Here is a 20,726-nt window from a genome sequence, read left to right as displayed (position 1 = left end):
CCCCGCGGCGAAACCGCGTCCACAGTGTTGTTTGCCCACAGACGTCGCGCGGACGTGTTTGGCCCACGGGGTCGCGGGTATCCCGCTGAGGTGAGCGGAAGCGGCAAGCGGTTCCTGATGCAGGTCGAGCCGACCAGGCTGGTCGAGCTCGCCACCACGTCCGAGAGCGTCCTGAGGTCGATGGCCCAGGACTGGAGCGCGGCGCTGCCGGACCTCGCGACCGCCTGCGACGGGCTGGGCGACGCAGCCGGCGCCCTCGCCGTGTCCACGGCGTACGCCGACTCGCTCGCCGACGCGGGCGAGGTCGTGGCCGCGCTGGTCCAGACGCTCGGCCTCGGCGTCGCGGGACTGGTCGACGCGGCACAGGACGCGGTCCGGGCCGACGACGCGGTCGCGGCCGAGCTCGAGCGGGCGGCCCACCACGTCGCGCTCGACGGCTTCGAGGGCGCGCCCCGCGGTCCGAGGGGGAGCTGACGTGCCCGCCCACCCCTGGCAGCTGCGCGCCGACGTGCGGCCGCTCGACGAGGCGGCCGAGACCTGGACCCGGATCGCGGAACTGATGTCGCGGCACGGCGACGAGATCGTCGAGGCGGCTCGTCGTGCGACGGAGGGCTGGGACGCGGCGGCTGCGGAGAGCTACGAGCAGCACCGCCGGCAGGTCCTGGTCAACCTCGACCGGTTCACCGCCCTGGCCGGGCAGGTCTCACTGTCGCTGCGCACGATCAGCTCGATCATCACCTCCTCGCAGAAGGAGCTCGACCAGGCCTGGACGACTGTCGCGGTGATCCCCCACGAGGTCGTGGGCGAGTCGCGCCACCTCGTCTTCCACCCCTCGGAGGACGACGACCGCGGCAAGGTCGACCGCGGGCACCTGCAGGCCGAGGAGATCCGCGGGCGGCTGACGCTGTCGCTCGACCAGGAGAGCGCCCGGCTGCGGGCCGCACGTGCCGAGCTCGTCGACGTACGCTCCCGGCTCACCGAGCTCGCCGGTGGCGAGTTCCCCGGCGGCTGGGGCGGTGACGGCCAGCAGCCCGGCGTCGGGCCGTTCGTGGCGCCCTCGACCTCGACCTCGACCTCGGTCGCCGGCTCCGCCCAGACCGGGGTGGGGGCGCTTCCCCCGATCGCGTCGGTCTCGGTGTCCGTCCCCGACCTCACCGGCCTCGCGTCCACCGGCCTCGCGCCGGTCGCCGGGGCCGCCGGTGCGCTCCTCGGTCGTCGCGGGGCGGGCAAGCGCGCCGCGAGCAGCGGCACGCCCATGATCGGCGGGATGGCGGCGGGGGCGATGGGAGCCCGGGCCGGCAGCGCATCACGCCAGGTCGCGGGCGGTCGGGCCGGCTCGCGCCGGCTGGCGACTCCGCGGCTCGAGGGGCCCGACGACGGCGCCACGCGCGGATCGGCCCCCGCCGGAGCGGGCGCCAACGGAGCCAGGGGCGCCAGGGCCGTGCCCCGGGTCGGTGACCCGGCGGACCGGGGCGGCCAGGGCGCGGCGCAGGACGCCGACAAGGACGCGGAGAAGGAGGCCAAGCGCGCGCTGCTGGAGGAGAAGCGCGCCGAGCGGGCCGCCCGGAAGGCGCAGCGGGAGGCCGAGCGGGAGGCCGAGCGCGACCCCGGCACCGCGATCACGGTCGTCCCCCATGCGCCCGGCGAGGAGCCCGGGGAGCAGCGGCGGTAGATTGGGGGCCGTGCCCGAGACGAGCGTCCACCGGTCCGCATCCACCACCTCTGGCGCCTCCGGCACCCTCGACACGGTCGCCATCGCCGCGGCCGATGCCGAGCGGGACCAGCCGTGGGTCGAGCTCGGCCTGAAGGCTGACGAGTACGCCCGGATCCGCGAGATCCTCGGGCGCCGGCCGACGAGCTCGGAGCTCGCGATGTACAGCGTGATGTGGAGCGAGCACTGCTCCTACAAGTCGACCAAGGTGCACCTCAAGCAGTTCGGCGAGATCCCGCAGACGACGCCGGTCGGCAAGATGCTCGCCGGCATCGGTGAGAACGCCGGCGTGCTCGACATCGGCCAGGGCTACGCCGTGACGTTCAAGGTCGAGAGCCACAACCACCCGTCCTTCGTGGAGCCCTACCAGGGTGCGGCCACCGGCGTCGGCGGCATCGTCCGCGACATCCTCGCGATGGGCGCGCGCCCGGTCGCGGTGATGGACCCGCTGCGCTTCGGCCCGCTCGACGCCCCCGACACCGCCCGCGTGCTGCCCGGGATCGTGGCCGGCGTCGGCGGCTACGGCAACTGCCTCGGCCTGCCCAACATCGGTGGCGAGGCGGTCTTCGACGAGACCTACGCGGGCAACCCGCTCGTCAACGCGCTCTGCGTGGGCGTGCTCCGCCACGAGGACCTCCACCTCGCCAACGCCACCGGCACCGGCAACCAGGTCGTGCTCTACGGCGCCCGCACCGGCGGTGACGGCATCGGCGGCGTCTCGGTGCTGGCCAGCGAGACCTTCGACGAGGGCGGCCCGGCCAAGCGTCCGAGCGTCCAGGTCGGCGACCCCTTCATGGAGAAGCTGCTCATCGAGTGCACCCTCGAGCTCTTCGCCGCCGGCGTCATCGCGGGCATCCAGGACCTCGGCGGCGCCGGGCTGTCCTGCGCCACGTCCGAGCTGGCCTCGGCCGGCGACGGCGGCATGCACGTCGAGCTCGACAGGGTGCCGCTGCGCGACTCCACCCTCGCTCCCGAGGAGATCCTCATGAGCGAGTCGCAGGAGCGGATGATGGCGGTCGTCGAGCCCGGCGACGTCGAGGCCTTCATGACGATCTGCGAGAAGTGGGACGTCGAGGCCGTCGTGGTCGGCGAGGTCACCGACACCGGCCGGCTCCACATCGACTGGCACGGCGAGCGCGTGGTCGACGTACCCCCGCGGTCGGTGGCGCACGACGGCCCGACCTATCACCGCCCCTTCGCCCGCCCCGCCTGGCAGGACGCGCTCCAGGCCGACGGCGCCGAGGCGCTGCCGCGGCCGGCCTCCGGCGAGGAGCTGCGGTCCACGCTGCTCCGGCTCGTGGCCTCGCCGAACCTGGCGGACAAGTCCTGGATCACCGACCAGTACGACCGCTACGTCCAGGGCAACACCGTGCTCGCGCAGCCGGCCGACTCCGGCATGGTCCGGGTCGACGCCGAGACCAACCTCGGTGTCTCGGTCTCCACCGACTGCAACGGCCGCTTCGCCAAGCTCGACCCCTACACCGGCGCCCAGCTCGCGCTGGCCGAGTCGTTCCGCAACGTCGCCACCGGCGGCGCGCGGCCCCTCGCGGTGTCGGACTGCCTCAACTTCGGCTCGCCCGAGGACCCCGACGTGATGTGGCAGTTCGCCGAGGCCTGCCGCGGCCTGAAGGACGCCTGCCTCGAGCTCGGGATCCCGGTCACCGGCGGCAACGTCAGCCTCTACAACCAGACCGGCGAGACCGCGATCCTGCCGACCCCGGTGGTGGCGGTGCTCGGTGTCATCGAGGACGTCACGCGTCGCACGCCGACCGGCTTCTCCGCCGCGGGCGAGCAGGTGCTCCTCCTCGGCGAGACGCGCGAGGAGCTCTCCGGGTCGGAGTGGGCCCACGTCGCGCACGGCCACCTCGGTGGCCTCCCGCCCCGGCTCGACCTCGCCGCCGAGCAGGCGCTGGCCTCGCTGCTGCAGGACGCGTCGCACGACGGCGTGCTCACCAGCGCCCACGACCTCTCCGACGGCGGCCTGGCGCAGGCGCTGGCGGAGTCGACCTTCGGCCGGGGGATCGGCGTCTCGGTGTCGCTGGCCGGCGTCTGCGACGACCCGTTCGTCGCGCTGTTCTCCGAGTCCACCGCCCGCGTGCTGGTGACCGTGACCGACGACCAGGCCGACGCGCTCACCGCCCTCGCCGAGCGCCACGGCGTACCCCTGGCGGCCCTCGGCCGCACCGGCGGCGACACGATCTCCGTCGAGGGCGTCTTCGACGTCGCGGTCGCCGAGGTCAAGGCGGCCTGGCAGGCGACCCTCCCGGCGGTGCTCGGCTCCTGAGCTTCGTGAGGGATCCCCGGCTGACCGGTGATCCCTCACGAAGCTCAGGCTCTGCAAGGCCTGACAACCTCCGGGATCACCGGCCGACCGGGGATCCCGAAGGAGCATCCCGAAGGAGCACGCCGCACCGCCCGTACGCCGACCGCGACCCGCGGACGCGACGAAGGGCCCCCGCCAGCGCAGGGGCCCTTCGCCGTTCGTGCCGGGGAGCGTCAGCTGCTGGGCAGCTCGTGGTCGTGGTCCTCGTGGAGACCGCCACCGCTCGGGGTGCCGTCACCGTGGACCGACCCCGAGACCGGGGCCGTCAGCGAGCTCAGGTCCTGGGCGTAGGTGAGCACGGCGTGCGCGACGGCGTCGGAGTTGTGGTCGATCGCCTCCGGGTTGTTGTTGGTCAGCCCGTCGCAGGCCTGGTGGTAGCAGCTGTCGTAGGCCACTCCCGCGACACCGCCGAAGAGCTCGGCCTGTGAGGCGGTCTTGACGCCCTCGGCGCCGGTGAAGAGGCCACCGGCAGGGATGCCCTTGGCGATGAACGGGCCGTAGTCGCTGCGACCGCTGAACGGGGTCTCGGCCGAGGGCAGGCCCTGCGAGGCGAAGTAGTCGTGGAACTGCTTCTCGATCTGGCCGGAGCCCGCCGGGCCCAGCGCAGCGCCGGGACCGACAGGGAAGGCCGAGTTGTCACCGTCGTAGACGAACAGCCCGTAGTTGGGGGAGCCGATCATGTCGAAGTTGAGGTAGAGCGCGATCTTGCGCAGCGTGGACGGGCTGTTGGCGGCGAGGTCGTTGATGTAGTGGTTCGACCCGAGCAGGCCGAGCTCCTCGGCGCCCCACCAGGAGAAGCGGATCCGGTTCGCGGTCTTGGTCGTGGCGATCTGCTCGGCCACCTCCAGCAGGGCCGCGGAGCCGGACCCGTTGTCGTTGCTGCCGGACCCGGCCACCACGCTGTCGAGGTGGGCGCCGGCCTGGACCGTCGTCTCGCGGTCGCCGGTCTTGGAGTCGGCGTGCACGTTCCAGGTCTGGCGGATCTCGGACTCGGTGCTGGCCGAGATCTGCACGGTCGCGCCCGAGGCGAGCGACTGGCCGATGGCGAAGCTGGTGCCGATCGAGGGGACCGTGCCGACCGGAGCGCCGAGCGTGCCGGCGAAGGCCGCGGTGGCTCCGGCCGTGCCGGTGTTCATCACGATGACCGCCGAGGCGCCCGCCTCCTGGGCGTTGACGACCTTGACCCCGAAGGCGCACGCGCCGCGACGGACCAGCGCCACGTTGCCCGGGACGAATCCGGCGAAGTCGGCGTCCTCGCAGCCGCTGGTCGAGCCCGCGAGGTCGTTGAGCTTGAGGTCGACGGCCTGGACCGGGGCGTCGGCGCTGCCCGAGCCCGAGTAGGTCATCAGCGCGTAGTCGGTGTTCTCGACGAAGGCGCGTTCGGTCGGCGCGGACTGGGTGAAGGTCGACGGGGCGAGCTGGCGGTAGAACGGGAAGTCGAACTCCTGGATGGTCGGCGTGTAGCCGGCCGCCCGCAGCTTGCCGACGACGTAGTCGCGCGACGCCCGGTATCCCGGCGTGCCGGACGCGCGGGTCTTCTCGTTGGCGTCCGAGATCTCCTGGAGCGCCTCGAGGTGCTCGAAGACGCCTTCCTTGGTGACTGCGTCGCGGAGGTTCTGCGAGGCAGCGACGGCGTCCTGGGTGTCGCCTGACGCGGCGGGCGCCGTGAGCGTCGCGGTCGCGACCGCGGCAGCCGAGGCGAGCGTGAGGAGCGCGGTGCGGGTCGTCCGCGTGCTCCTGGGGCTGAGTGAGGGCATGGGTGAGCCTTTCCGAGATCCGAGAGCCCGTTCGGGGGATGGACGGGCAAGGAGCAACCTAGGTGTGACCGCGGTCACTGACAACCCTTCCCCGGAGGCGGCCTAGGCTCGCTCCATGGCCGACCCGCTGCTCGACCGCAGGTCACTGCTGGTCGGGCTCGGCGCCGCATCGCTGTCGGCGTGCGGTGCGTCGAGCACACGGAGGTCCGACGAGCAGGAGGAGCAGCCAGTGACACCCGACCGGATCACCTACGGAGACGACCCGTCGCAGGTCGTCGAGCTCTACCGGCCGCAGGGCAGCTCGCGCGGTGTGGTCGTCGTGATCCACGGTGGGTTCTGGAAGTCGGCGTACGACCTCACGCTGGGCCAGCCGCTGGCCCGCTCGCTCGCGGCCGAGGGCTGGACCGCCTGGAACATCGAGTACCGCCGCGTCGGCAACGGCGGCGGCACCCCGCACACCTTCGACGACGTCTCGGCCGCGATCGATGCCCTCGCCGACGTGGAGGGACTGGACACCTCGACCGTCGTGACCCTCGGCCACTCCGCCGGCGGGCACCTCGCGGTGTGGGCAGCGGGCCGTGGGGCGCCGCGCGTCGCGGTCACCCATGCCATCTCCCAGGCGGGCGTCCTCGACCTCGTCATGTCCGAGCGGATGGGTCTCGGCGACGGTGCCGCGGCATCGCTGCTCGGGCACGTCCCCGGTCCCGAGGACGCCCCGTGGGACCCCCAGCAGCAGATCCCGCTCGACGTACCGGTGTGGTGCGTGCACGGCATCGACGACGCGATCGTCCCGCTGGGGCAGTCGGAGGGCTACGTCGTGGACGCGCAGGCCGCCGGTGCACAGGCCGAGATCGTCCGGGTGGAGGGTGACCACTTCGTCGTGATCGACCCCGAGAGCCAGGCGTGGACCGCGACGCTGGAGGTCCTCGACACCATCGCCTGAGCCGACCGTGCCCACCGGGGACTAGCCTCGTCCCGTGCCCGCCCGCCTCAGGAAGCTCGCCCCCTCCGACCTCGCGACCGCCCACGAGCAGGGCGACACCAAGGCGCTGGTCAAGCACTACCTCGCCGTCCTCGAGCAGCGTGCGCCCGGCCGCTCGGTCGAGGTCCGTGTGCCGCCCTTCGCCGCGGTCCAGGTCGTGGAGGGGGTCCGGCACACCCGCGGCACGCCGCCGGCGGTGATCGAGACCGAGGCCGACACCTGGCTGGCGCTCGCCACGGGGCGTACGACGTGGCACGAGGCCGTCGAAGCGGGCGCCGTCCGGGCGAGCGGGGAGCGCACCGACCTGTCGGCCTACCTCCCACTGGGGGCCCCGTGAGGGCCGCCGTCGCGACCGCGGAGCTGGCCGACGCGGTCGGTCCGGTCGACGGCGTCGAGGTCGTGGTCTGGAACGGCGACGGTCCGCCGCCCGAGGGTGAGGTCGCGTTCTGGGTGCCGCACTACGCCACCCGCGCCGACGTGATCGATCGCGGCCACGAGCTGCGCGGCCTCCGGGTGGTGCAGCTCCAGAGCGCGGGGTACGACGGCGTGGCGGAGCGGCTGCCCGACGGCATCACCCTCTGCAACGGCGCCGGGGTCCACGACGACGCCACCGCCGAGCACGCCGTCGGCCTCGTGCTGGCCAGCCTGCGCGGCATCCCCGAGGCGGTGCGGGGCCACGGACACTGGCAGCCGATGCCCGGACGCCGGTCGCTGGCCGACGCGCGCGTGCTCGTCCTCGGCTACGGCTCGATCGGCCGCGCGCTGGCAGAGCGGCTGCTGCCGATGCGGACCACGGTCACCGCCGTCGCCTCTCGCGGGCGCGACGACGACCTGGTCGGCCGGGTGCGCGGGATCGACGAGCTGCCCGAGCTCCTGCCGGAGCAGGACGTGGTGGTCGTGCTCGTCCCGCTGAGCGAGGCGACGCGGGGGCTCCTCGACGACGACGCGCTCGGCCTCCTCCCGGACGGTGCCCTGGTCGTCAACGTCGCGCGCGGACCGGTCCTCGACACCGACGCCGTGCTGCGCCACGCCGGGCGGTTGCGCTTCGCCCTCGACGTCACCGATCCCGAGCCGCTGCCCGACGGCCACCCGCTGTGGTCCGCACCGGAGGTGCTCATCACCCCGCACGTCGCGGGAGGCACGACGGCCATGCTGCCGCGCATCGCGGCGCTCGTCCGCTCCCAGCTCGAGCGGATGGTCGCCGGTGTTGCGCTGGTCAACGTCGTGAGCCACTAGCCTCCGCACCATGCACGTGAGCTCCCTCGGATTCCGCACCGACCTCGCCCTGCTGACCGCCTCCGGCAGCATCGTGGAGGACCGCGGCACGCACCTCGTCGTCCGCTCGCCCGACAACCCGTCGTACTTCTGGGGCAACTTCATCCTGCTCGCGCAGCCGCCCGTCCCCGGCGGCGAGCGCGAGGTCGTCGGCGCCTTCCACACCGAGTTCCCACTCGCCGACCACGTCAGCATCGGCATCGACACCGCCGACCTCAGCGACGACGCCCGGGCCGCATTCGAGGCCGCCGGCATGACCGTCGACGTCGCCACGGTGCTGACCGCGTCCGCGCTGGTGGCGCCCCGCGAGGTCGAGGCCGAGGTGCGCGCCCTCGACGGCGACGAGGACTGGGAGGCGCGCGCCCGGCTCAGCCAGCAGCTCTACCCGCAGACGTCCGAGGAGGCCTTCATGGCCTTCGCGCGTCAGAAGAACGTGCAGGAGCGCCGCCTCGTCGACGCCGGGCGGGGGCAGCGCTTCGGCGCCTTCGTCGACGGCTCGCTCGTCTCCACCGCCGGTGCCTTCGTCACCGAGGACGGCGTCGCCCGGTTCCAGAGCGTCGAGACCCACCCGGACCACCGTCGCCAGGGTCTTGCCGCGGCCGTCGTGCACGCCGTTGGGCAGCACGCGCTCGACCGGCTCCTCGACGGAGCCGGCGTGCGCACCCTCGTGATCGTCGCCGACACCGACGGCGAGGCCATCGGGATCTACCGCCGCCTCGGCTTCGCCGACGCCGAGCGCCAGCTGATGCTGGAGAGGCGCAGCGGCGAGTGGGCGAGTCTCGACGGCTGAGACACGCGTCCTAGGGTGTCGCCATGACTGACATCACCGCTCGCCTTGCCGAGGTCATGCCCGGCATCCGCCGCGACCTCGAGGACCTGGTCCGCATCGAGTCGGTCTCCGCCGACCCGGCCCGCGCCGGCGAGGTCGAGCGCAGCGCCGAGGCGACCCGCGACCTGTTCGCCGCCGAGGGCTTCGAGACCGAGATCGTCCGCGCGTACGACGGCGCCCCGCCGGCCGTGATCGCGAAGAAGGCCGGCCCCGAGGGTGCGCCGACCGTGCTGCTCTACGCCCACCACGACGTGCAGCCCGAGAACGACCACGCCGACTGGGACTCCCCGCCGTGGGAGCCCACCGAGCGCGGTGACCGCCTCTACGGGCGCGGAGCGGCCGACGACAAGGCCGGCATCGCCGCCCACCTCGGCGCGGTCCGGATCTTCGGCGACGAGCTCCCGGTCAACCTGGTGATGTTCATCGAGGGCGAGGAGGAGGTCGGCTCCGACACCCTCGTCGAGCTGCTCGAGACCTACAAGGACCGCCTCGAGGCCGACGTCATCGTCATCGCCGACTCGGGCAACTGGGACATCGGCGAGCCCGCCCTCACCACCAGCCTGCGCGGGCTGGTGCGCATGGACGTGGAGGTCCGCACGCTGACCCACGCCGTGCACAGCGGCATGTGGGGCGGCCTGGTCCCCGACTCGATCATGACCCTGAGCCGGGTCATCGCCAGCCTCAACGACGACGCCGGCAACGTCGCGGTCGAGGGCCTGCACTCCGGGCCCGCCGCCGACGTGGACTACCCCGAGGCCCGCCTGCGGGCGGAGTCCGGCGCGGCCGAGGGGATCGAGTGGATCGGTTCCGGGTCGGTCGTCGAGCGGCTGTGGACCAAGCCGTCCATCAGCATCACCGGCCTCGACGCACCCAAGGTCGAGGGCGCGTCCAACACCCTCGTCCCGGCCGCGCGCTGCCGCATCAGCATGCGCATCGCGCCCGGCGACACCACCGCCAACGCCGTGCAGTGCCTCCAGGCCCACCTCGAGAAGCACACCCCGTGGGGCGCCACCCTCACCACGACCGTCGTCGACACTGGCGAGGCGACGCAGATCGACGCCAGCGGTCCGGCGTACGACGCCGCGCGCGCCGCGTTCGCCGAGGCGTGGGACGGTACTGCGCCGGTCGACATGGGCGTCGGCGGCTCGATCCCCTTCATCGCCGAGTTCCTCGAGGCCTTCCCGCAGGCCAGCGTGCTGGTCACCGGCGTGGAGGACCCCGACACCCGCGCCCACGGCGCCAACGAGGGCCTGCACCTCGCCGAGTTCGAGAAGGTCGTCAAGGCCGAGGCCTTCCTGCTGCGCAACCTCGGCGAGCTCGCGCGCTGAGCGTCGGTGGGTGGGACAGGTTCCGCGGCCGAGGAACCTGCCCCACCCACCGCCCACCCGAAGGAGGCAGCGCGCTGGGTCGGCGTCGGTAGCGTGACGACATGGCGACCTTCCGTGCCCGTGACCGCTCGTCGGCGGTCCTCCAGTCCTCGCGCAGCGAGGTGTGGGCGGCACTCACCGACCCCGACCTCATCGCCCGCCTGACGCCGTACGTCACCTCCATCGAGGCCCACGGCGACCGGTGGACCTGGCGGATGGGCACCATCCCGGTGCTCGGGGTCTCCGTCGCCCCGAAGTTCACCGAGGTCATGGAGCTCCACCCCGAGGAGCGGATCGTCTTCACCCACGACCCCGAGCAGCCCGACGAGATGACCGCGGTCACCGGCACCTACGACCTCGCCGACCACGGTGACGGTGGCACCGAGGTGAGCATCGACCTCGAGATCGCCGCCACCCTGCCGCTGCCGGGTCTGACCCGGATCGCGGTCGAGCGGGTGATGGCCGGAGTGGTCAAGCACATGGGAACGGTCTTCTCCCGCAACCTCCTCAAGCACCTGGGGGAGGCGTGAGGGTCCTCGTCCTGGGCGCGACCGGCTACATCGGCTCCCGCCTCGTCCCGCACCTGCTCGAGCGTGGCTACGACGTCGTCGCCGCGTCGTCGTCGGTGCCCGACCCGGACCGGTTCGGCTGGGACGAGCGCGTCCGCGCGATCCGCTGCGACGTGACCGACGCCGAGGTCGTCGCCGAGGCGGTCCGCGACGTCGACGCCGTGGTCTACCTCGTGCACTCGCTCGACCGCTCCGACTTCGGCGACCGCGACCGGCTCGCCGCCGAGGTGGTGGCCGAGGCGGTGGGCGCGAGCGACGTACGCCGCCTGGTCTACCTGTCCGGCCTCGTCCCCGACGTGGCGGAGTCCGAGCTGTCGGCCCACATCGCCTCGCGCCTCGAGGTCGAGCGCATCCTCCTCGCGTCGGGCACGGATGCCGTCGCGCTGCGCGCCGGCGTCGTGGTCGGCGCCGGGTCGACCTCCTTCGAGATCATCCGCCAGATCGCCACGCTCTTCCCGGTGCAGCCGGTCCCGCTGTGGATGCACAGCTCCGTCCAGCCGGTGGCGGTCTCCGACGTGCTGCGGGCGATGGACGACGCGCTGGCCGAGGACGGCCCGGTCGGCGCCGTCGACGTCGGGGGTCCTGACGTCGTGTCCTACCCCGACCTGATGCGCGCCTGCTCGCGCGCCGTGGGGCTGACCCGGCTCCGGGTCCCGGCGCCCGTCGCGCCGATGGGCCTCGTCGGCCTGGGCGCCGCGCTGGCGACCACCGCGCCGTTCCACACGGTCACCGCGCTCATCGAGTCCCTGCGCCACGACATGGTGTGCCGCCCCGACGCGACGTGGGAGCCGGACGGCGGCGGTCCGCTGCTGGGTCTCGAGGAGGCGCTCGCCCTGGCCTCGACCGAGGCGTACGCCGGACCCGAGGGCGCGCTGCCCTCGGACCCGGCCTGGACGAGGGGCAACGTGCTGCTCGACCTGGCGCCCCTCCCGGCCTCGACGCGCGCCGCCGCCCGGCTCGCCCTCCACCGGGTCCGGGCCGTCCTGCCCCACGGCTGAGGACCGGTCCCTGGACCGTCCCTTGAACCGTGACACTCCTGCTGTCACAGTGGTGGCGCGGTTCCTGGGGAGGGGCCTCAGTCCGGGAGGTTGCCGGGCCGAACAGATCGGGTGACTCGGATGACCCCCTCCATCGACCCCTCGGGCGACCCTGCCGGCGCGGAGCCCGTCGTCTCGCCGTACGCCGTCGACCGCCGCCGCTTCGTCGGCTACGTCCTCGGCGGCGCGACCCTCGTCGCGGCGGCCGACCTCGTGCTCGTCGACCCGCCGCCCGCGGGCGCGGAGATCCCCACGCCGCCCCAGGTGCCGGAGCTCTACGACCTCAACGACATGCTCACCGACGCGGCGCGGCCGACCGCGAACCTGATCACCGTCACGATCAACGAGGACGGCACGGCCAGCTTCGAGCTGCCGCGCATGGAGGTCGGGCAGGGCATCACCACCTCGACCGCGATGCTCATCGCCGAGGAGCTCGACCTGCCGGTGGACCGGGTGCGGGTCACTCTCGCGCCGGCACGTCCCGAGCTGCTCTTCAACCAGCTCACCGGTGGCTCCAACACCACCATCTCGACCTACACCCCGATCCGGGTCGCCGCCGCGGTGGCGCGCAAGGCGCTGCTCGACGCCGCCGCGATCGTGCTCGGCGACACCGTCGGCGGCCTCGTCGCCAAGGGTGGCGTGATCACCGCGCCGAGCGGTGCCTCGGTGACCTACGGCGAGCTCGCGGTGAAGGCCGGTGCCGGCGGCACCCGGGCGGTGGAGGTCGAGCTGAAGAGCGAGCGCGACTTCGCCGTCATCGGGCAGCCCACCAACCGGGTCGACGCCCTCGCCGCCGTGACCGGCACCAAGGACTTCACCACCGACCTCGACGTGCCCGGCGCGCTGCCGACCATGGTGTGCCGCGCGCCCACGCTCAACGGCACCCCGGTGTCCGTGCGCAACCAGGCCGCGGTCGAGGCGATGCCCGGGGTCACCCACGTCGCGCAGGTCAGCACGGGCATCGCCGTCCGCGCCCGGACCTACGGTCAGTGCATCGACGCGGTCCGCGCCCTCGACGTGGTCTGGAAGGACGGTCCGGTCGCGGGGGAGAGCGACGCCACGATCCTGAAGAAGCTGCGCGCGGCCCAGCTGCCGATGCCGAAGCTGCCCGACACGCCACTCGCGCAGACGGTCTCGGGCGACTTCACCTTCTACTTCCGCAGCAACTCCGCGATGGACACCAACAGCGCCATCGCCGACGTCCGACCCGACGGCGCGACCATCTGGTCGGGGTTGAAGTCGCCGATCGTCGCCCAGCAGCAGATCGCGCTCAAGCTCGGGATGAGCCCCGACAAGGTGAAGGTCAACGTCGTCACCGCCGGCGGGTCCTTCGGCCGCCGGCTCTTCTTCGACGCGGCGCTGGAGGCGGCGGAGATCTCGCAGAAGATGGCGGCGCCGGTCCGGCTGATGTGGCACCGCGCCGACGACGCCCGGGTCGGTCGTGGCCACCCGATGGGCACCTGCCGGGTGCAGGCGACGGTGCTCGGCGACAACGTGCTGGCCTTCAACCAGTCCCTGACCTGTGTGGAGACGGACTTCCGCCATGGCCTCGGCGAGATCATCACCGCCGCCGCGGCGGACCTGCCCGCCGGCGTCGGCAACCTCGGGTTCGCCCAGACGATCTTCGCCCTCACCCAGGAGGTGCCCTACGACTTCGGCGCCGTCGTGCAGACCCTGGTGGAGACCGACGACCGCTTCAACACCGGCTCGATGCGCAACATCTACTCACCCGACGTGCGGGTGGCCAGCGAGCTCATCGTGGACCGGCTCGCGGCGAAGATGCGGATGGACCCCTACCAGTTCCGCCGGAAGTTCCAGCGCAACGAGCGGCTGCTGGCCGTCCTCGACACGGTGGCGCAGGCCGGCGAGTGGGGCAAGCCGATGCCGGCAGGCACCGCTCAGGGGATCGCGATCCACAAGGAGTACAAGGGCGTCTCGGCCTGCCTCGTGGAGATCGACACCCGACCCGCGACGACCGGCCGGCAGATCCGCAACGCCGTCACCGGTCCCCGCGTCACCCGCGTCACCTTCGCCATCGACGTCGGGCTGGCCATCAACCCCCGCGGCCTCGAGGCGCAGATGCAGGGCGGCATCAACGACGGCATCGCCCTCGCGCTGACGTCCAGCCTCCACCTGCGCGACGGGCACTTCCTCGAGGGGAGCTGGGACAACTACTTCTACACCCGCCAGTGGAACACCCCGCCCGACGTCCGGGTGATCGTGATGCCGTCGGAGGAGACAGTGCCCGGCGGCGCCGGCGAGGCGGGTGTGGCGGCCTCCTTCGCCGCCGTGGCCTGCGCCTACGCCCGGGCCACCGGGACCATGCCGACGAGCTTCCCGATCAACCACGCACAGCTGTCCTTCGAGCCCAAGCCCTTCGTCCCGCCGGTCCCGCAGTCGCCGACCGACGGCCTCGAGCTCACCTCCTGAGGAGCAAGACATGCCAGAGCAGACTTTCATCGTCAACGGCGAGCGGGTCACGGTCGACGTGGAGGACGACGTACGCGTCCTGTGGGTGCTCCGCGACCTGCTGGGGATCACCGGGCCGAAGTACGGCTGCGGGATCAACGTGTGCAAGGCGTGCACGTCCCACATCAACGGCAAGGCGTTCAACCCGTGCGCCGTGCCGGTCGGACGGCTCGGCGCCGACGACGAGGTGACGACCATCGAGGGGCTTCCCGACCAGGTCGACCCGGCGCAGCGCGGGGACAACGGACTCCACCCGATGCAGGAGGCGTGGCTGGATCGCGACGTCGCGCAGTGCGGCTACTGCCAGCCCGGGCAGATCATGGCCGCGGTCGCGCTCGTCAACAAGGTCGCCGCCAGTGGCGGCCGCATCACCGACGCCGACCTCGACACCATCCGCAACATCTGTCGCTGCGGCACCTACACGCGCATCCGCGAGGCCATCCGGGACGGCGCGTCGAGGATGTGAGACGCCACCTGAGCAGCCCGTAGACTCGGGGCCGTGCCCTACCAGACGAGCAGGCGGACGGGCGGCGACGGCCGCCTGACCACGGCCCTCGACCCCCAGGACCAGGGCCCGCAGGACGCCTGCGGCGTCTTCGGTGTCTGGGCACCAGGTGAGGACGTCGCCAAGCTGACCTACTTCGGTCTCTACGCCCTGCAGCACCGCGGGCAGGAGTCCGCGGGCATCGCGGTCAGCAACGGGCGCCAGATCCTGGTCTACAAGGACATGGGCCTGGTCTCGCAGGTCTTCGACGAGTCGACGCTCGACTCGCTCAAGGGCCACCTCGCGATCGGCCACTCGCGCTACTCCACCACCGGCGCGAGCACCTGGCAGAACGCGCAGCCCACGTTCCGTCCCACCGTCGACGGGTCCATCGCACTCGGCCACAACGGCAACCTCATCAACACCCACGAGCTGCGCGAGATGGTCGCCGACCTCCCCGACCCGGACGGCGAGCTGCCGCTCCAGGCGCGCGACGTCGAGACCTCGACCAACGACACCGGGCTGGTCACCGCGCTGCTGGCGCACCACCCCGACACCACGCTCGAGCAGCGGGCGCTCGAGGTGCTGCCGCTGCTGCGCGGGGCCTTCTGCTTCGTCTGGATGAACGAGGGCACCCTATACGCCGCCCGCGACCCGCAGGGCATCCGCCCACTGGTCCTCGGGCGCCTCGACCGCGGCTGGGTCGTGGCCAGCGAGGACGCCGCGCTCGCCACCATCGGCGCCAGCGTGGTGCGCGAGGTCGAGCCCGGCGAGATGGTCGTCATCGACGAGAACGGCCTCCGCTCGCACACCTTCGCCGAGCCGGCCCGCAAGGGCTGCGTCTTCGAGTACGTCTACCTCGCCCGCCCCGACGCCACGATCAGCGGCCGCAACGTCCACGAGGCGCGCGTCGAGATGGGGCGTCGCCTGGCCCGCGAGTTCCCGGTCGAGGCCGACCTGGTGATGCCGGTGCCTGAGTCCGGCACGCCCGCCGCGTCCGGCTACGCCGCCGAGTCCGGCATCCCGTTCGGCCAGGGCTTCGTCAAGAACGCCTACGTCGGGCGCACCTTCATCCAGCCCAGCCAGACGCTGCGCCAGCTCGGCATCCGGCTCAAGCTCAACGCGCTCGAGCACATGATCCGCGGCAAGCGCATCGTCGTGGTCGACGACTCGATCGTGCGCGGCAACACCCAGCGCGCGCAGGTCCGGATGTTGCGCGAGGCCGGGGCCCTCGAGGTGCACGTGCGGATCTCGAGCCCGCCGGTGAAGTGGCCGTGCTTCTACGGCATCGACTTCGCCACGCGCGCCGAGCTCATCGCCAACGGGCTCACCCCCGAGGAGATCGCCGCCAGCGTCGGCGCCGACTCCCTCGGCTACATCTCGCTGGAGGGCATGGTCGACGCGACCGCCCAGTCGGCCGAGCGGCTGTGCACGGCCTGCTTCACCGGCGAGTACCCCATCGAGCTGCCCGACGAGAGCCTGCTCGGCAAGCACCTGCTCGAGGCGACGCTCCAGTCGCCGACGATGGGCCGCGCGCTGCCGGTCCTCAACAACCCCTGACCAGCACCCGCCGCTCCTGAGGAGAGACGTGACCGAGTCCCCCACCGCCCCCTCCGACGCGCCCGCGGGCGCCTCCACCGGATCCGGGGCGTACGCCGCCGCCGGGGTCTCGATCGAGGCGGCCGACCGTGCCATCGACCTGATGAAGGGGTGGGTCGAGAAGTCCCGCCGGCCCGAGGTGATCGGCGGTCTGGGCGGCTTCGCCGGGCTCTTCGACGCCTCCGCCCTCACCCGCTACGAGCGGCCCCTGCTGGCCACCTCCACCGACGGCGTGGGCACCAAGGTGGCGATCGCCCAGCTCATGGACAAGCACGACACGATCGGCTTCGACCTGGTCGGCATGGTCGTCGACGACCTCGTCGTGTGCGGCGCCGAGCCGCTCTTCATGACCGACTACATCGCCTGCGGGCGGGTCGTCCCCGAGCGGATCGCGGCCATCGTCAAGGGCATCGCCGAGGCCTGCGTGGTCGCCGGCTGCGCCCTCATCGGCGGCGAGACCGCCGAGCACCCCGGGCTGCTCGACCCCGACGACTACGACGTCGCGGGCGCCACGACCGGCGTGGTCGAGGCGAGCAAGCTGCTCGGTCCCGGGCGGGTGCGCCCCGGGGACGTGGTCATCGCGATGGAGGCCAGCGGCCTGCACTCCAACGGCTACTCCCTCGTGCGCCACGTCCTGCTCGGCTCCCCGGACGCCGGCGGTGCCGGCTGGACGGTGGACCGGGAGGTCGAGGAGTTCGGCCGCACCCTGGGCGAGGAGCTGCTCGAGCCCACCCGCATCTACGCCAAGGCGTGCCTCGACCTCGCCGAGCGCACCGAGACCCACGCGATGTCCCACGTGACCGGCGGGGGCCTGGCCGCCAACCTCGAGCGCGTGCTGCCCGAGGAGCTGTCGGTGCGCATCGACCGCTCGACGTGGACGCCGCAACCGGTCTTCGACGTCGTACGCCGGGTGGGGCAGGTGCCCCAGGCCGATCTCGAGGCGACCCTCAACTGCGGCGTCGGCATGGTGTCCCTCACTGCGCCGGAGTCGGTCGACACGGCCATCGCCCTGCTGGCCGGCCACGGTATCCGCGCGTGGGTGGCCGGCGAGGCCCGCAGGGACGACCGCGACGGCGGCCGCGTGCTGCTGGAGGGCCAGCACCCCGGCTGGTGACGACTTTCCGTGGTTCCGGTCACGAAATGCGGGGCCTTGGTGTGCGGGAACAGCCACCGCTCAGGTAGCGTTGCCCCCACGATATGTAACCGATCAGACCGGGTGCGTCGGGAGAATCTCCCGAGGGCCCCGGCCAAGTGTGCGAGGGGGTCGACCCTATGGGGCGCGGCCGAGCGAAGGCGAAGCAGACGAAGGTCGCACGCGACCTGAAGTACCGGACTCACGAGACGGACTTCGGCGCGTTGGCGAAGGAGCTGCACGGCGAGGACACCCACCGTTCGACGGATGTCGAACCCGACGATGACGAGTGGTCGGACCATGCCGACCCGCGTCGTCGCACTGACTGACCGATCGACGCACGCACCGCCCGGGTGACCGGGTGATCCGTCGTACGAGCATGCCCTGACGCCGAACGGGCAGTTCGTCGCGCTGGGACGCAGCGACCTCCCCCGTCCCTCGCGATGTACCGCGAGGAACGGGGGAGGTCAGCGACGTCGGGCGCGAGGAACCGCCCGGTCAGCGCAGGTGGATGCCGCGCAACCGGCCGACCTCGCGCATGCGACGCTCGGCGAGCCGGTCGGCGGCCTCGGCGGTGGTGACGCCGTCGGAGCTGGCGAGCTCGAGGACACGGCGGGTGGTGTCGAAGATGCCCGTCGCGCGCTGCTGGGCGCGCTCGAAGGAGAAGCCCTCGAGCTCGTCGGCGACCTGGATCACGCCGCCGGCGTTCACGCAGTAGTCGGGCGCGTAGAGGATCCCGCGCTCCTCGATCTTCTTCTCGATGCCCGGGTGCGCGAGCTGGTTGTTGGCCGCGCCGCAGATGATCGTGGCGCGCAGCACCTCGAGCACCTCGTCGCTGATCGCGCCGCCCATCGCGCAGGGGGCGTAGACGTCGAGCTCGCTCGCCACCAGCTCCTCGGTCGAGGCGACGGCCCGGACCTGCGGGAACTGGGCGCGGATCGCCTCCACCGACGGGGCGTGCACGTCGGTCACGACGACGGTGGCGCCGTCCTCGACGAGGTGCCGGACGAGGTGGCGCCCGACCTTGCCGACACCGGCGATGCCGACGGTGCGACCGGCCAACGTCGGCTCGCCCCAGGCGTGCTCGGCCGCGGCGCGCATCCCCTGGAAGGTGCCGTACGCCGTCAGCACCGAGCTGTCGCCCGCGCCGCCGTGGGCGACGGTGCGGCCGGTGACGTAGTCGCACTCGCGCGCGATGTGGTCCATGTCCTCCGAGAAGGTCCCGACGTCGCACGCGGTGAAGTAGCGCCCGTCGAGCGACTGCACGAAGCGGCCGTAGGCACGCAGGAGCGCCTCGGTCTTCAGCTCGGCCGGGTCGCCGATGATGACGGCCTTGCCGCCGCCGAGGTCGAGGCCCGCGAGCGCGTTCTTGTACGACATCCCGCGCGAGAGGTTGAGCACGTCGGCGATCGCGTCGTCGGTGCTGGCGTAGGGGAAGAAGCGGGTGCCTCCGAGGCCCGGGCCGAGGGCGGTGGAGTGGAGCGCGATGATGGCCCTGAGGCCGCTCGCGCGGTCGTTGCAGAACACGACCTGCTCGTGCTCGCTGCCGAGCTCGAAGACGTCGACTCCCGAACTGGTGGCTCCAGACATGCTCATGCGTCCTTTTCTGGTGGGTGCGGCCGCGGGGTGTGCGGACCTGGTCGGAGCGGTCGAGGGGTGGTGACCGCCGTCACTCCCAGCGTAGTCCCGCCGCGTCACCGCGACCGCATCAGCACCAGGTCGCCGTGGGTGCCGTAGCCGAGCAGCTTCCCTCCCGCCGGGCGACCGTCGAAGGTCGCCATCACCCAGCCGTCGTCGACGGCGGCGAGCGCCGGCCACGGCAGGTTGGTCGGGTAGGGCGCGTCCAGGGTGCCGCGCTCGGTCATCGTCAGGTCGAAGACCGGGAACCGGGCCCGGAGCCCTCGCGCGGAGTCGCGGCCGTCGCTGGCCAGCGCGACCATCCGGCCGTCGACCTCCACCAGGGTGGTGCCCTCGGTCGCGGTCCGGTCCGTGGCCGCGCCCAACAGTCGCAGGTCGTCCAGGGCGGGTCCGCCCGCGAGCGCCGGGTGGAAGTCGAAGAACCGCCGGGCGCTGACGAAGCCGACCAGCCACCCGTCGTCGCGGCGCACCAGGTGCGGGTCCCAGGTGGCGATGGACGCGAGCCCGTCGGTGGGCAGGGGCAGCTCGCGGGTGTCGAGGACGTGGGCGCCGTGGAGCAGGTCGGCGCCCGACTCGGCGAGCGTGACGCGCAGGCCCGCCGGCGTACGCCGTCCCGTGCGGGTGGCCGGCCGCTCGAAGTCTCCCCACGTGCTCGTCGCCACGAGCCAGCCGCCGTCGTCGGTGCGGACCAGGTGGGTGGCGTGGTCGCCGAAGACGCCCGGTCGGTCTGGGCGTCGGAAGAACAGGTCGGCGGAGTGGGTGATGTCGAGCGTGCCGAGGTCGAGCGACCACACGCTGGTGTGCGCGGTGTCGAAGAACCCCGGGCCGGCGGACGTCGCGGTCAGCCACGCGGTGTCGCCGTCGCGCAGGAGAGTCCCGTCCTCCGTGGTGACGAACCTCGTGTCGCGCAGGCCGAGCTGGCCGAAGCGACCGGCAGCGCCCCCGCCCGCCGGGAGCTCGACGACGAGGTCGGCCAGGGCGGCCTCGTCGCGGGTGTCGAGCACTTCGCGCAGGTCGTGGCGCGCCCGTGCCACCCAGCCCGCCTGCTCGAGGGTCCACGCGGTGACGTGCGTCCCGGTCAGGGTGAGGGCGGTGCCGGTCGGCCCCTCGGCGTGGTGGAAGCGCCGGCTGCGCAGCTCGCGGCGGGCCCCGTCGCCGTCGACGGTGAGCGCCACCGAGCCGTCGGTGACGATCATCCCCAGGCGGTGTGGGCCGAGGTGCAGCGCAGGGCCGGGCCCGTCGATCGCCGGAGAGGTCACGGCGACGTACGGCGCCACGGCCGGCATCGCCACCGCTGCGGCGCCGTCGGTCCTGACATCGACCGCGCCGGGCGCGAGGAGGTCCACCGGCCGCGACCGGCGCACGACCTCGAGACGGGGGAGCACGGGGACCATCATGGCCGGGAGTCGCAGAAGGGCCCCGATCGGGACGTGATCGGGGCCCTTCTGTGCTTGTGGGCAGGGGCGGGGTCGAACCGCCGACCTATCACTTTTCAGGCGATCGCTCGTACCAACTGAGCTACCTGCCCAAGCGGGACGAGAATACATGAGTCGC

The 20,726-nt window shown here is 72.8% G+C and carries 18 protein-coding genes and 1 tRNA gene; 15 read left to right on the top strand and 4 right to left on the bottom strand.

Going from position 1 to position 20,726, the window contains the following annotated elements:
• Nucleotides 1-90: 90 nt before the first annotated feature.
• The 3 genes from CFI00_RS21245 to purL are packed head-to-tail and all read left to right on the top strand — an operon-like array spanning nt 91 to nt 3,995.
• Nucleotides 91-474, top strand: a complete 384-nt coding sequence (locus CFI00_RS21245; RefSeq protein WP_207082943.1) for a hypothetical protein — start codon at nt 91-93, stop codon at nt 472-474.
• Nucleotide 475: 1 nt separating this feature from the next.
• The gene (locus CFI00_RS21240) at nt 476-1,672 is read left to right on the top strand and encodes a hypothetical protein (protein WP_207082942.1); all 1,197 of its coding nucleotides are present in this window, start codon (nt 476-478) and stop codon (nt 1,670-1,672) included.
• A 10-nt stretch (nt 1,673-1,682) separates the two neighbouring features.
• Complete coding sequence (purL, locus tag CFI00_RS21235) at nt 1,683-3,995, top strand: phosphoribosylformylglycinamidine synthase subunit PurL (protein ID WP_242532550.1); 2,313 nt, start codon at nt 1,683-1,685, stop codon at nt 3,993-3,995.
• A gap of 212 nt (nt 3,996-4,207) precedes the next feature.
• Here purL and CFI00_RS21230 read toward each other — a convergent pair whose 3' ends face one another.
• Nucleotides 4,208-5,791, bottom strand: a complete 1,584-nt coding sequence (locus tag CFI00_RS21230; protein ID WP_207082940.1) for a M28 family peptidase — start codon at nt 5,789-5,791, stop codon at nt 4,208-4,210.
• A gap of 115 nt (nt 5,792-5,906) precedes the next feature.
• On the opposite strand from CFI00_RS21230, the gene CFI00_RS21225 reads away from it, so the two are divergent.
• From CFI00_RS21225 to CFI00_RS21170, 12 genes are all read left to right on the top strand, one after another.
• A complete protein-coding gene (locus CFI00_RS21225) occupies nt 5,907-6,734 on the top strand; it encodes an alpha/beta hydrolase (RefSeq protein ID WP_242532549.1) in 828 nt (275 codons plus the stop codon).
• A gap of 34 nt (nt 6,735-6,768) precedes the next feature.
• The gene (locus CFI00_RS21220) at nt 6,769-7,110 is read left to right on the top strand and encodes a sterol carrier family protein (protein ID WP_207082939.1); all 342 of its coding nucleotides are present in this window, start codon (nt 6,769-6,771) and stop codon (nt 7,108-7,110) included.
• Nucleotides 7,107-8,009 carry a 2-hydroxyacid dehydrogenase gene (locus CFI00_RS21215; RefSeq protein WP_207082938.1) on the top strand — a complete coding sequence of 301 codons (903 nt, stop codon included), beginning with the start codon at nt 7,107-7,109 and terminating at the stop codon, nt 8,007-8,009. Before CFI00_RS21220 ends, CFI00_RS21215 begins: the two co-directional genes overlap by 4 nt.
• A gap of 10 nt (nt 8,010-8,019) precedes the next feature.
• Nucleotides 8,020-8,838 carry a GNAT family N-acetyltransferase gene (locus CFI00_RS21210; RefSeq protein WP_207082937.1) on the top strand — a complete coding sequence of 273 codons (819 nt, stop codon included), beginning with the start codon at nt 8,020-8,022 and terminating at the stop codon, nt 8,836-8,838.
• 23 nt (nt 8,839-8,861) lie between these two features.
• Nucleotides 8,862-10,205: a dipeptidase gene (locus CFI00_RS21205; RefSeq protein WP_207082936.1), complete on the top strand. Its 1,344-nt coding sequence runs from the start codon at nt 8,862-8,864 to the stop codon at nt 10,203-10,205.
• 101 nt (nt 10,206-10,306) lie between these two features.
• Nucleotides 10,307-10,774, top strand: coding sequence for an SRPBCC domain-containing protein (locus tag CFI00_RS21200; protein ID WP_207082935.1), 468 nt, complete (start codon nt 10,307-10,309; stop codon nt 10,772-10,774).
• Entirely contained in the window at nt 10,771-11,811 is a 1,041-nt protein-coding gene (locus CFI00_RS21195; protein WP_207082934.1) for an NAD-dependent epimerase/dehydratase family protein, read from the top strand. Before CFI00_RS21200 ends, CFI00_RS21195 begins: the two co-directional genes overlap by 4 nt.
• A gap of 120 nt (nt 11,812-11,931) precedes the next feature.
• Nucleotides 11,932-14,280: a molybdopterin cofactor-binding domain-containing protein gene (locus CFI00_RS21190; protein WP_207082933.1), complete on the top strand. Its 2,349-nt coding sequence runs from the start codon at nt 11,932-11,934 to the stop codon at nt 14,278-14,280.
• A gap of 10 nt (nt 14,281-14,290) precedes the next feature.
• A complete protein-coding gene (locus CFI00_RS21185) occupies nt 14,291-14,785 on the top strand; it encodes a (2Fe-2S)-binding protein (RefSeq protein WP_207082932.1) in 495 nt (164 codons plus the stop codon).
• 33 nt (nt 14,786-14,818) lie between these two features.
• Nucleotides 14,819-16,363, top strand: a complete 1,545-nt coding sequence (gene purF, locus CFI00_RS21180; RefSeq protein WP_207082931.1) for an amidophosphoribosyltransferase — start codon at nt 14,819-14,821, stop codon at nt 16,361-16,363.
• A gap of 28 nt (nt 16,364-16,391) precedes the next feature.
• Nucleotides 16,392-17,516 carry a phosphoribosylformylglycinamidine cyclo-ligase gene (purM, locus tag CFI00_RS21175; RefSeq protein WP_207082930.1) on the top strand — a complete coding sequence of 375 codons (1,125 nt, stop codon included), beginning with the start codon at nt 16,392-16,394 and terminating at the stop codon, nt 17,514-17,516.
• A gap of 158 nt (nt 17,517-17,674) precedes the next feature.
• The gene (locus CFI00_RS21170; protein WP_207082929.1) at nt 17,675-17,863 is read left to right on the top strand and encodes a DUF3073 domain-containing protein; all 189 of its coding nucleotides are present in this window, start codon (nt 17,675-17,677) and stop codon (nt 17,861-17,863) included.
• A gap of 169 nt (nt 17,864-18,032) precedes the next feature.
• On the opposite strand, the gene CFI00_RS21165 is transcribed toward CFI00_RS21170, so the two are convergent.
• The 3 genes from CFI00_RS21165 to CFI00_RS21155 all read right to left on the bottom strand — a co-directional run bounded on the left by CFI00_RS21165 (nt 18,033) and on the right by CFI00_RS21155 (nt 20,700).
• Nucleotides 18,033-19,130: a Glu/Leu/Phe/Val dehydrogenase dimerization domain-containing protein gene (locus tag CFI00_RS21165; protein ID WP_242532548.1), complete on the bottom strand. Its 1,098-nt coding sequence runs from the start codon at nt 19,128-19,130 to the stop codon at nt 18,033-18,035.
• A gap of 98 nt (nt 19,131-19,228) precedes the next feature.
• Nucleotides 19,229-20,557 (bottom strand): hypothetical protein, encoded by a 1,329-nt coding sequence (locus CFI00_RS21160; protein ID WP_242532547.1) that lies wholly within the window; start codon nt 20,555-20,557, stop codon nt 19,229-19,231.
• Nucleotides 20,558-20,626: 69 nt separating this feature from the next.
• A tRNA-Phe gene (locus tag CFI00_RS21155) sits at nt 20,627-20,700 on the bottom strand.
• Between the last annotated feature and the right edge of the window lie 26 nt (nt 20,701-20,726).

Origin of the sequence: Nocardioides sp. S5, assembly GCF_017310035.1 — a bacterium.
In the GTDB taxonomy this organism is placed as follows: Bacteria; Actinomycetota; Actinomycetes; order Propionibacteriales; family Nocardioidaceae; genus Nocardioides.
This window is presented reverse-complemented; position numbering and strand designations above follow the sequence as displayed.